Raw genomic sequence first — 12,339 nt, 5'->3', positions numbered from 1 at the left:
AAACATATTCGAAAGTGAATAAATTTTTACTGCTACTAACTTTTCTACTTTTTACCTTTTCATCTTTACTAAGTCAGACCCCTAATTTTAGTGAAGATGGTGGAGATAAGTATGTCAATGCTAAAAAGTATTTAGAAAAGGCTAAATATAGAAATACACAACATACCATAAATGTGATCGATTCACTGCTTTCTGAATCGGAGATTGAAAGTCTGTCTGAAGAAAAAATTGATTTGATAGAGATCAAAGGAAGATCTTTTATGATTGGAGGAAAACTGGACAGTGCAAAAAAATACCTTACCCAAGCCAAAGAATTGAGCTATGAATATGATTATTTGAAGGGTAAAGGTAAGAGTAGTGTATGCCTTGGTACAATAGAATTTTTTATGGGTAATGATTCATTGGCTTTTGTGAATTTGCTCACAGGTTTTGGCTACTTGGAAGATCTCCAAGATTCTCTTGAAATTGCACATGGTTGCAATCATCTCGGTTTATATCTAAAAAGTAAAGGAGATTTCGATCAAGCAATTCGATATTTTCAGCGTGCGAAGATTATCTATGAGGAAAATCAAGACTACAAAGGACTTTTTAAAGTGCTGAATAATGAGGCTTTAATCTGGAAGAATAATAGTATTGATGACGATATTGAGTTAGAAAGAGAGAATTATACAAAGGCTATCAACGCCTTTAAGGAAGCACTAAAAATTGCAGAAAAACTCCAAAACAATCATTTTAGATCATCTGTAAGGATTAATTTGTCAGGAACCTATTCTTCTCTGAATGAAACATTAGATGATTCTGCTCTCATTCACAAGAACTATCTCAGAGCTGTAGCTATTGCAAAGGAGGCACGAGAAATCCTCATTTCAAATAATTATCATGAAAAGCTAGCACCTGCTTCTACTCTAATCGGTATTGGTTTATGGCATCTAGATGAGTATGATTCTGCTGAATATTATGTTCATGAGGCATTAGACATTATTGAAAAATACGATTATAATTATTCAACTCAAGCAGCTGCTTTTGAAGTTTTGGCACTTATTGCAATCGATAGAGATGGTGATATCAATAAGGCTGAAAAGTATTATTTAGAAGCTTATGAGATTGCAACAGAAAGGAGTTTAATCCAACGAAAATATAAGATTCTATCTCATTTGATAAAGTTTTATGTGAATACAAAAGACTATAAAAAAGCCTTTGATTATCAGCAAGAACTACTAAAAGTAAACAACGAACTGAACAGTAAATCAGAGTTTAGAAAGCTTACTCAGTTAGAGGCCAATTTCAATAACAAGAAATTACTCAAAGAGAAGCGGCTTAAAGATGATTTGTTAAAGTCTGCACAAAAAGAAAGGAAATTATGGTTTGGTATTGTCATTTTGGTATGTGTTTTAGCATTGGTGGTTATCGTATTATACTTCATTAATATCCGATTGAAAGAAGCGCAATTGAAAATTTCGGAAGAGCAGAAATCGAATGCAATAGAGAGAGAAAAAAGGTTGGAAGAGTTGGATGAATTTAAAACCAAATTCTTTGCTAATATTTCTCATGAATTCAGAACCCCACTTACATTAATGATTGGTGCAATTGACCATTTAAAAGAGCAAATGGTAAAGAATGAAAATTTACGTTCTTTGGAATACCAAACCAAGCAATTACTAGAACTGATCAACCAGATTCTTGATCTTACAAATATTGAGTTGCAGAATAGCAATATATTGAAACTTAGTAAAATTGACTTGAAAGAATCATTATCAGTGAGTGTGTCATCATTTCATTCCTATGCAGAACAACAAAATGTACACATCGATTTTGAATTTAAAGGTCAAGAACATCAAGGGTATATCGATAAAAATAGCCTTGATAAAGTAGTGAATAATTTGATTTTCAATGCTATAAAATTCTCAAAAAACGAAGGAAAGATTACTGTGAAGTCGAGTTTGGAGGATGGACTTCTGAAAATGTCTTTTCATGATAATGGTAAAGGAATTGCAGCTGAAGATCTTCCACATATATTCAATCAATATTATCATTCCAATGTGGGACTTTCTACTACAAATGGAATTGGTTTAGCTTTAACGCAGGGAATTATCAATAAATACTTCGGTAAAATTGAGGTTGAAAGTGTAGAACGTGAATGGACAAGATTTGATATTGAAATACCCGTAACATTAGCATTCTTTGAACAAAAAGATGTCGAGCTGGAAATCATTGAGTCTGACGTGGCAGAAAAAGAAACTCTATCTCACAACATTCCTGTAGAAAATACTGCAATTGAAGTGGTCTCAAATAAGGGGCAAAACTTCCCGTCTATTTTAGTGATTGATGATAATGAGGATATCAGAAATTATCTTCATAAAATACTAAAAGAACAGTTTGAGGTAAGCTTGGCAGAAAATGGACAAATTGGTTTGACTATGGCAAAAGATCTCATTCCAGATATTATTTTATCAGATGTGATGATGCCAGAAGTAGACGGTATAGAAATGACTCGTTTACTCAAAGAAACTTCTCAAACCTCGCATATTCCAGTCATTCTTTTAACGGCAAAAGCTGATCCATTGACGGTTATGAAAGGCTACTCAACCAAGGCAGATGCTTATATCACTAAGCCATTCAATAAGCAGGAGTTATTGGTACGTATCCATAACCTTCTTGAAAACAGGAAAATACTTCAGGCTAAATTCAGGGAGCATTTTATGGTGAAAGAAGATGTGGTAGAATTCTCCAACAATGATGAAAAACTGATTAAATCATTTACATCAATTGTTGAAGAAAACCTTGATAACACCGAACTGAGTATTGAAGAGGTTGCTCAGAAATTATTTATCAGTAGAAGCCAGTTACATCGAAAAATTAAAGCGTTAACAGGAAAATCATCTAGTGTATTTATGCGTGATATCCGACTAAGATACAGTGCCGAATTATTGAAAAACTCCGATACAAGTATCTCAGATATTGCTTATCAGACAGGATTTAACACACCAGCCTATTTCACAAAGTGTTTTACAGATCTTTATAGCGTTTCTCCTAAAAAATATAGAGAAGGAACGGTTGAGAAATCAAAAAATTACAATTAATTCTTCAAAAAATATTGTAATGAAAAGATCTAATGATTAAATTAATACCTTTGAGCAAAGTGTTGAGGTATCACTGACAAGCTACCAATCTGTAAGTCTCAGCACCTGATAGTTATTAAATCCTTTAAACCAGTTTATATTTTTTACTATGTTTGATGATCTTATCAAAAATAAAAAAGCAAGACCTGAAGCTGAATTTCAAGAAGAACAGTTTATTACTGAAGATTTTTTAGTTCTAGATACTGAAACTACAGGTTTGGATGCTGGTGTAGATGAAGCTTTGCAGATAAGTATTATCAATGACAAAAAAGAGATCCTATTAAGTACTTATATTAAACCTAAGTACAGAAAAACATGGCCTGAAGCAATGGCAGTGAATGGTATATCTCCAAAAATGGTAGAAGATGCACCTGTATATGACTTTGCAATGCAGGATATGATCAACGATATCGTAGAAGATCAAAATATAATTATCTACAATGCACCTTTTGACATGAACTATATAGACCTTAGAAATGCTAAGGGTATTTATTGTGCAATGAATGTTTTTTCAACAGGCGTCATTAAAGAGTGGAACGATAAATACAACAATTATACTTGGCAACGTTTATCTACTGCGTTCAACCACTTCAAAAATCATTTGACATTAGAAGATAAAATACTTTTAGACAATGCTCACGACTCTCTGTCTGATAGTTTTATGACACTTTTTGTCTGGGAACAATTAATGCAAGCTGGTTTTGAAAAAGGAAAAAATTATCTTAGATAGCCCTTCGGTATGCTTGAGATGCTAACCAAGCTTTCCACTTTCTGTAAAAATCAAGTTCTTGAGTTGCTATTTTTCCGTCTGCTTTAATAGTAAGTGTAATAAGGTGGTCAACCACTTCCCAAGTGTCTTCATGCATTTGACCTACAAAGCTCATTGCTGTATTGAAATTTAAGAAAACCATGTTTTTAATGGCATCTAATTTATCGTAATATCTTTGAGGTAGTTCACTTTGAGTTACGAAATCAATAAACTGTCTGATTTCAACTTTTTCTTCTTCTACAATTCTACCGTCACAACGAGCTACTGCCATTCCCACAGCAAATAACCCTATAACGTAAGGTTCGTAGTGTTCTGTATTATACAATTTTTCTGAAGTACGATGTATTAAGTTACGCATGTACTCGTCCGCAGCCAAATCATTCTCCTTTAATAAAAATAACTCACTTTCTTTTAAGATTGTATTTTCTGATACTGTGAGTTTCTGGGAAGAAGGAGTAATTAAGACCGCATTTTCAAGAGCTTTCCAAATTGACATGTTTTAGAGTAAGTTTTTCTGATACACATTTAAAAAATTTAGTCTTACACAAATTTAACATTTTACCTTATAAACCAAAATTGATTTTTATTTTTTTTGACATTCGTTAGCTGTTTTTTATTTGTAGCTAGAAGATATTACTTCCCTTTAAGAGGCTGTTTCAGTCGTTTTATGGCGGATTACAGTGCATTATTTTGCCGTTTGGGTGGTTGTGTAAGTACAATCGAAACGCAATGGAGTATATAGAATAAGATTAAAGCGATTTATCTACACAATCATTATCATAATTTTTATACTCACATAATTACTACCTAAAATGAGGCATTTATTTCTGTATACAATATTAATTGTATTCACTTCTTGTGGTGGAGGAAAAATTCAAGAAAAACCATCTAAAGATCAATTGGTTAAAGTGGTTCCTGTAATTGAAGAAGGAACGAATAAAACCAATATTGCAACGGGCGTTTCTATACCACAAAAAGAAGTACAATTGTCCTTCAGAGTAAGTGGTCCCCTCAAGTACTTTGATTTAGAGGAAGGGCAACATGTCAAAAAGGGTGAAGTGTTGGGGATTATTGATCCAAGAGATTATAAGATAGATCTACAGAAAGCAAAATCGTCATTTCAATTGACTAAAGCAGCCAAAGAAAGAGCCGAAAAACTATTTCAGAAAAGTAATATTTCAGAGCAAGCATATGACAAAGCAATTCTTGATTTTGAACAAGCTTCTTCTAATTTAGAATTTGCAGAAAATGCCTTAAAAGATACAAAATTAAGAGCTCCTTTCACAGGTAGAATCAAGAAGTTATCCATTGAAAAAGGAGAGCATGTCACAGCATCCAAAACAGTTATTACTTTACAAGATTTTGAAAACACAAGAGTGAGATGCACTGTTCCAGAAGAAATTGTCAGACATGTCAAAGAATTAGATAAAGTAGCAGTTGTTTTTGACTCAAATCCTAATAAAAAATACTGGGCAAAAGTGATTGAAGTGTTGCATGACACAGAACAATTGAATTATGCTTACCCAATGTTGTTGGAAGTTCAAGATGTGGATGAACAGTTTTTAGCAGGGATGACAGCAGAGGTTTATTTTAACTTCAATAATCAAGGAGAAGCTTCAGTGATACTGCCTTCCAACGCAGTAATGGGTGAGGCCAATGGAGAGCATTTTGTTTGGTCAGTATCACCCAAAAATCACAAAATTCATAAAGTTAATGTACAGTTGCTTCATCTAAAAAATGACAGCAAGGTTGAAGTGAAAATGCTGGGCAATGCCGAATGGGTCGTGGCCACTGGTGGAACACTATTGGTGGAGGGCCAGAAAGTGAGAGCTAACATTGGAAATTCAACAATCACTAAGAACTAAGAACTAAGAAACCAATGAACTTAACGAAATTTTCTATTGAGAATAAATCATTTACTTGGTTTGTTCTAGGCTTGGTCATACTTGGTGGTGTAATCGCCTATCAAAAAATTGGTAAGTTGGAAGATGCTCCTTTTACTATTAAACAAGCTGTAGTTTTGACCACTTACCCAGGAGCATCAGCCGAAGAAGTTGAGCAACAGGTAACAGATAAGTTGGAGGAAGCAATCCAAGCCATGGACGGACTGGATTATTTAGATTCTGATAGTAGACACGGTGTTTCTAAGATTTTGGTGGTACTTAAAAAGACAGTGCCAGGTGATGATATTCCGCAGATGTGGGATATGTTGAGACGAAAAGTAGGGGATGTGCAACCACAGTTACCCAAAAACGCCAATACTTCTATTGTAAACGATGATTTTGCAGATGTATTGGGTCTTTTCTATGGGATTTACGGAGAAGGGTACACTTATAGAGAGCTTAATGATTATGCAGATAACATTAAGAAAGAGCTGTTGAAGGTCAATAATGTAGCCAAGGTATCATTGTTTGGTAAGGCTCAGGAAAGCATCGACTTAAAGTTATCTTATACTGCAATGAATCAATTGGGGGTGTCATTAGAAAATGTAATGTATGCACTCAATCAACAAAATAATTTAGTAAATGCGGGTTTCGTCAATACGCATGAACAGCGATTGAGAGTGAAAATTGGCGGAGACTTTAACGATATAGATGAGATTGGGAACTTCTTAGTTACTAATTCAAAAGGTAACCAAATCAGGTTAAAAGAAATTTGTGCGATTGAGGAAGGGTACGTCACTCCCTATACCTCCAAAATGAAAATACAAGGTATCCCAGCTGTAGGTTTTGCTGTTTCAGCTTCTACGGGTGCCAATGTAGTAGAGGTAGGGGAAGATGTACGTGCTCAATTGGAAATCATCAAGGAGAATCTTCCTGCTGGTTTATTTATCAAAAATATTTACGACCAAGGAAACGAGTCCAAGGTGGCCAATGACGGTTTTGTCTTCAACCTAATTGCATCAGTAGGAACGGTTGTATTAATTCTTTTATTCTTTATTGGATTAAAGAACGGGATCTTAGTAGGCTCTGGATTGGTATTCTCGATTCTTGCTACAATCATTATCATGTGGACTTTTGGAATCAATATGGAAAGGGTTTCATTAGCGGCGCTGATCATTGCCATGGGTATGCTGGTGGATAACTCCATTGTAGTGATTGAGTCCATTTTGATGAAAATGAAGATGGGTATTCCTAAAAAGCAAGCTATTATGGAAGCGGCAACAGCTTCAGCTTGGCCACTTTTAGGTGCTACAATTATTGCCATTCTTACGTTTTTGCCAATTAGAATCTCACCTGATTCAACAGGAGAGTATTTATCATCTTTATTCAGCGTTTTAGCCATTTCACTGTCATTAAGTTGGATTTTTGCCTTGACACAATCGGCTTTGGTTTGCGACGTTTTTCTTAAAGATGAAAAGAAGGAAGAGGGCGAGGCAGAAGCGTTATTCCAAGGGAAATTTTATGATAAATTCAGAGCTTTTTTAAGATTGGGAATCCAATATAAATATATCTCATTAGGCATTTTTCTAGGATTATTCGCTTTCTCATTGTTCACGGCTAAGTACATGTCAGTTGTATTTATGCCTGAACTTGAGAAGAACTTGTTCAAAATCAATGCTTTCACTCCAGAGGGGACAAGAATTGAATATACGGAAGAGCAAGCAGATAAAATCTATGAGTGGCTAATTGCTCAAGAGGAAGTAAAAGAGGTGACTTTAACTTTAGGAAATACACCTCCAAGATATTTCTTGGCCTCTTCTTCTTATGGGCCACAATCCAATGTAATGCACTTTATAGTGGAGTGTGAAGACTTTGAAAATGTGGATAAAGTATTTTCTCGTTTAGAAAAAGAGAAATACGCCAACTGGCCAGACATCTTTATTCGTCCTGAATTGTATTCAGTCATGTCACCACTTGATGGTAAAATGGAGGCTCGTTTTATGGGAGATGATATTCGAGTACTGGATTCATTGGTCAATGAAGCAATGGTAATTATGAGAGGCAGTGAGTTGTCAAGACATGTTCATAGTAGCTGGTTCAACATGGCACCTGTATGGACGGCAGAGTTTTCGAACAATAAAGCCGCTAGAGCAGGAGTGACAAGAGCAGAAATTGCTAATTCATTCAGAGTAGTGAGTGAAGGCTTACCTGTAGGTACTTATAGAGAAGAAAATGAGCTGATGCCAATTGTATTAAAATTGGATGAAGGTGAAATTCCAAATATTGAAAAGGTAGAAAATATGAAGGTGATTTCAGGAATGAAAAACGTTCCTCTACCTCAATTAACCAATGGGATGTCACTTGGTTATGAATATCCAATTATTCAAACTTACAACCGTCATAGAGCACTTTCAGCTTTATGTGATCCAATTGAAGGGGTGACAACAGCGGAGTTACAGAAGGATATTGTAAGTAAAATTGAAGCCATGGAATTACCCGAAGGGTATACTTTCATGTGGGATGCTGAGAAGAAAAATCAGAAAGAAGCAGTTGATGCAATTGTAACTTTCTTCCCATTAGCCTTCTTATTGATTATTGCCATTTTGATTGCTTTGTTTGGAAATTACAAACAGCCATTGATTGTAGTAGTATTACTTCCTTTCTCACTGATTGGTGTCATTTTCGGTCTGGTAGGATTAGGAAAGGCCTTTGACTTTATGTCGTTCATTGGTTGGATAGGACTTTTGGGAATGGTTATCAAAAATGTTATAGTATTGTTGGACGAAGTGAATATCCAAAGGAAAGAAGGACAGTCGCACCTTGATGCTATTATTTATGCTACTATTTCAAGAACAAGACCAGTATTAATGGCGGCCATTACAACCATGTTTGGTATGATACCATTGATTCCAGATTCAGTTTTTGGAGCCATGTCTGTGACCATCATTTTCGGTTTAGGGTTTGCTACATTTTTGACTCTAATTGCAGTACCAGTCTTCTACGCTATTTTCTACAACATTAAACTAAACAAATAATATCCATGGAAAAATTACAAAAACACTTCGTATTTCTCCTGATATGTTTAGGAGCAGTTCAAGCACATGCTCAAGTCAACGATCCTTATTTGATGGAATATAGAAAGGAGGCAATTGAGCACGAGCAACTGGTGAAAATGGCTGAAAATAGGGTAGAAATGGGTTATAAAAACTACAAAGCAGCCATGTCGAATATGATGCCTAAAATTGGTGCAAGTGCCGATTACTGGTATGTTCAAAATCCATTGCAGATGGCTTTGCCTGATGATCCAAGGTTTGGTGAATTAGCTGGGCAAACTATGGGGCAAGGAGCTCAAAATCAATACGGTTTATACACTTCATTGACACAGCCAATTTATAGAGGTGGCCAGCTGAAGGAAAGAAAAAATAGGGCTGAGATCAAACATAAAATGGCTTCTGAACAATTGGAAATTACAAGTCAGGATGTCATCATGGCAACAGATCTTCAATATTGGCAATCGGTGGCTCAAAATGAGCTTGTATTTGCCATGAAGAATTATAAAAATGACTTATCAAGAATTGCAGGTCTTGTTGAAAATAAAGTAGAGGTGGGTACACTAGATCAAAGTGATCTTTTGATGACTGAAGTAAGAGTGAATAGAGCTGATTTAGCTGTTATTCAAGCTGAAAATGATTTGAAAGTTTACAAAATGTCTTTGAATAGAATACTAGGAAGACCTTTTGAAGATGAAATTACTTTAATTGATTCTATTGAATTGGAGCATTTTCAAACACACGAAATGGAAATGTCTGTACGTCCTGAGTATAAAGTAGCAGAATACAAAGTAGAGGAGCGTATCAAAGACATGAATATAGTGAAGAGTACTTACCGTTTACAATTCAGTGGTGTAGTAACAGGATCTTATTCATCTCCAGGTTATAATTTTCAGCCAGGTGCAGTACCCAATGTTCAAGCGGGTTTGATGATGAGTATTCCAATTTTCCATGGTGGAAGAAAGCAACACCTTGTAGCAAGTCAGCAATTGAAAGTACACAATGAGCAATTGGCTTTGGAAAGAACTAAAGAATTACTGGATCTGGAAATTGCCCAAAAGAGAGTGGCTTGGCAAAATAGTTTAAAAGAGAATACTGTAGCTAAAATGTCTTTGGTGAAGGCAAAACAAAATGCAACGGTAATGGAAGAAAGATTCGAAGAGGGGGTGATTGATATTTTGGAAGTAATTGATTCACAGTTATATCTAGAACAAGCCGTCATTGAATATATACAATCAAAGTTAAAGGCTCAGATACAATGGACTTATTATGTTCGTTCGATGGGAAATTTAACAGCTAACTAACAACTAAAACAATTACGAAAGAGGAGAAAGAGGGGGAGATATTTTAATATATCTTCCCACTTTTTTTATAAAAGTAAGTATACTTTCAAATGCTATTCATTAAGTTTATAAAATGGTATTAAGGTATAAATACAAGGACAAAAGATAAATACTAATTCATAGGTTTGTTTTGAGAGCACAACGTATTAGAATGATTAAGAATTAAGTTATACTCTATTTTGGTTTGCTGCTTACTACAAATAAAACACTTCATCAATGATTCTACTTGAGAGAAACTATAAATGGCTTACACCTGCATTAAGTATCACATTATCTCTATTATTGTTATACTTCACTTATTGGTCAATAATTGAGGATTTTAAAATTATAGATATTCTCGGTTATGTGTCAACTTATTTGTATTTGATTTGGTTTAACGGAGTAGTGTATTTGGGAAGGCACCTTTCTAATTTTTATGAAAATGTATTGCCCTTCAAAAAGAACCCTGGTTACCGTCTCACGTTAGAACTAATTTCCTTGTTTGTGATGGCCTTTTTGTTCTTTTATGTGGTCTTGATAACATTGAATATTCATTCCAATAAACCTTCACCTTATTTAATTGAAAAGAGTAATTTGATCCTTGGCGTGATTCAAAGTTTGATTTTGTTACTGTATTGTTCGTTGACTATTACAGATGATTTCTTAAGAAAATGGAGAGATGAGTCGATCAAAGCAGAGACAATGAAGCAGGATAAATTAAGGGCTGAAAATAGAGCGTTGCAAGCTCATTTAAATCCTCATTTTTTATTCAATAGTCTGAATGTCCTTATTTCGGAAATAGATTATGATCCAGCGCAAGCTAAAAAATTTGCCATGGATTTATCCCATACTTACCGATATGTTTTACAAACCAAAGAAGCCACAGAGGTGACATTTGAAACGGAATGGGAAGCAATGAAGCACTATCTTGATTTGCACCAAGTGAGGCTCGGTGAAGGTTTGCATCTGGATATTGATATTGAAAATGAGCATGCACAGGAAATTATACCACCATTGAGTATTCAATTATTATTGGAAAATATCTTCAAACATAATTTGGCGACTATCCGGAAACCTCTCACCATCAAGATTGTGATGAAGGGGGGCTATTTCACCGTTGAGAACAACAAACAGTTGAAAAATAAAAAACAAGAATCTTATAATATAGGACTTACCTACTTGAAAGAGAGTTTTGTGGCGTTGGATAAAGAAGCGGAAGTTCAACTCGAAGAAACTGATGATTATTTCTCGGTGACCATTCCATTATTGAAGAAAACAGCTTAAAATGAAAGTATTAATTATAGAGGACGAGGTACCTGCACAGCGTTATTTAAAAAAAGTAATTCAAGAATTAAGACCTGATTGGGAATTTATTTTTCCATTACAGTCAGTGGAAGAAAGTGTGGAGTTTTTTGAAGGGAAGGAAACGAAACCTGATTTGATTTTCATGGACATCCAACTCACCGATGGATTGAGTTTTGAAATTCTGGAGAAAGTAGATGTGAATATTCCAATCATTTTTGTGACTGCCTATGACGAGTATGCTTTAAGGGCTTTTCAAGTCAACAGCATTGATTATTTATTGAAGCCAGTGGAAGAGAAATGGGTGTTGAAAGCGGTAGAAAAGTTTGAAAATCAAAGTACTGCTGTGGTATCAAAACAAGAAGTAGATAACATAAAAAGTCACGTCTCTGAGCAGTCAAAAGCATATAGAAAACGAATTTGGGGGAATACACCTGTGAGCATGGAAGCCTTGAATGTAAAGGATATTGCCTGCTTTCATTCTCAAAAAAAGACCACTTATGCACAGACAGATCAAAAAGTAACCATTACCGTAGACTTCACTTTAGATAAATTGGAATACGAGCTGGATCCTTCTATGTTTTTTAGAGTGAACCGTCAGTACATTGTAAATATTAATGCTGTAAAAAGTATTGAGCCATTTTACAATGGAAAATGGGTATTGAGATTAAAAACAATGGAAGAGCAGGAAATTGTTATACCAAAGGAAAAAGCTCCAAAGTTCAAGAAGTGGGTAGTAGAATAAAAGTTTTATTTAAAGTATGTTTGCATACTCTTAAGGAAATGAATCATTTTTAATACTTCATCATTACTCAAAACTCTACTCAAAAACATTCCTTACCAAAAAAATAATTGGAATAGTTTGATACCTTATTTTCAACCTTTATTTTAGCG

8 protein-coding genes are annotated in these 12,339 nt (G+C 34.8%); 7 read left to right on the top strand and 1 reads right to left on the bottom strand.

Annotated elements, in window-relative coordinates; translation table 11 throughout:
- Positions 1 to 14: 14 nt before the first annotated feature.
- Together AVL50_RS09065 and AVL50_RS09060 are read left to right on the top strand one after the other, a co-directional pair.
- Positions 15 to 3,080: a response regulator gene (locus tag AVL50_RS09065; RefSeq protein WP_062616170.1), complete on the top strand. Its 3,066-nt coding sequence runs from the start codon at positions 15 to 17 to the stop codon at positions 3,078 to 3,080.
- A 148-nt stretch (positions 3,081 to 3,228) separates the two neighbouring features.
- Positions 3,229 to 3,849, top strand: coding sequence for a 3'-5' exonuclease (locus AVL50_RS09060; protein WP_062616169.1), 621 nt, complete (start codon positions 3,229 to 3,231; stop codon positions 3,847 to 3,849).
- Here AVL50_RS09060 and AVL50_RS09055 read toward each other — a convergent pair.
- Entirely contained in the window at positions 3,842 to 4,384 is a 543-nt protein-coding gene (locus AVL50_RS09055; protein WP_062616168.1) for a hypothetical protein, read from the bottom strand. The two genes, AVL50_RS09060 and AVL50_RS09055, sit on opposite strands and share 8 nt — an antisense overlap.
- A gap of 316 nt (positions 4,385 to 4,700) precedes the next feature.
- On the opposite strand from AVL50_RS09055, the gene AVL50_RS09050 reads away from it, so the two are divergent.
- From AVL50_RS09050 to AVL50_RS09030, 5 genes are all read left to right on the top strand, one after another.
- Positions 4,701 to 5,753, top strand: coding sequence for an efflux RND transporter periplasmic adaptor subunit (locus tag AVL50_RS09050; RefSeq protein WP_062616167.1), 1,053 nt, complete (start codon positions 4,701 to 4,703; stop codon positions 5,751 to 5,753).
- 14 nt (positions 5,754 to 5,767) lie between these two features.
- The gene (locus tag AVL50_RS09045; protein ID WP_062616166.1) at positions 5,768 to 8,806 is read left to right on the top strand and encodes an efflux RND transporter permease subunit; all 3,039 of its coding nucleotides are present in this window, start codon (positions 5,768 to 5,770) and stop codon (positions 8,804 to 8,806) included.
- A gap of 5 nt (positions 8,807 to 8,811) precedes the next feature.
- Positions 8,812 to 10,125: a TolC family protein gene (locus AVL50_RS09040; RefSeq protein ID WP_062616165.1), complete on the top strand. Its 1,314-nt coding sequence runs from the start codon at positions 8,812 to 8,814 to the stop codon at positions 10,123 to 10,125.
- A 255-nt stretch (positions 10,126 to 10,380) separates the two neighbouring features.
- Complete coding sequence (locus AVL50_RS09035; protein WP_062616164.1) at positions 10,381 to 11,427, top strand: sensor histidine kinase; 1,047 nt, start codon at positions 10,381 to 10,383, stop codon at positions 11,425 to 11,427.
- Position 11,428: 1 nt separating this feature from the next.
- Positions 11,429 to 12,190: a LytTR family DNA-binding domain-containing protein gene (locus AVL50_RS09030; protein ID WP_062616163.1), complete on the top strand. Its 762-nt coding sequence runs from the start codon at positions 11,429 to 11,431 to the stop codon at positions 12,188 to 12,190.
- Positions 12,191 to 12,339: the final 149 nt, after the last annotated feature.

The sequence above is a fragment of the Flammeovirga sp. SJP92 genome (assembly GCF_001583495.1).
Taxonomy (GTDB): Bacteria; Bacteroidota; Bacteroidia; order Cytophagales; family Flammeovirgaceae; genus Flammeovirga.
This window is presented reverse-complemented; position numbering and strand designations above follow the sequence as displayed.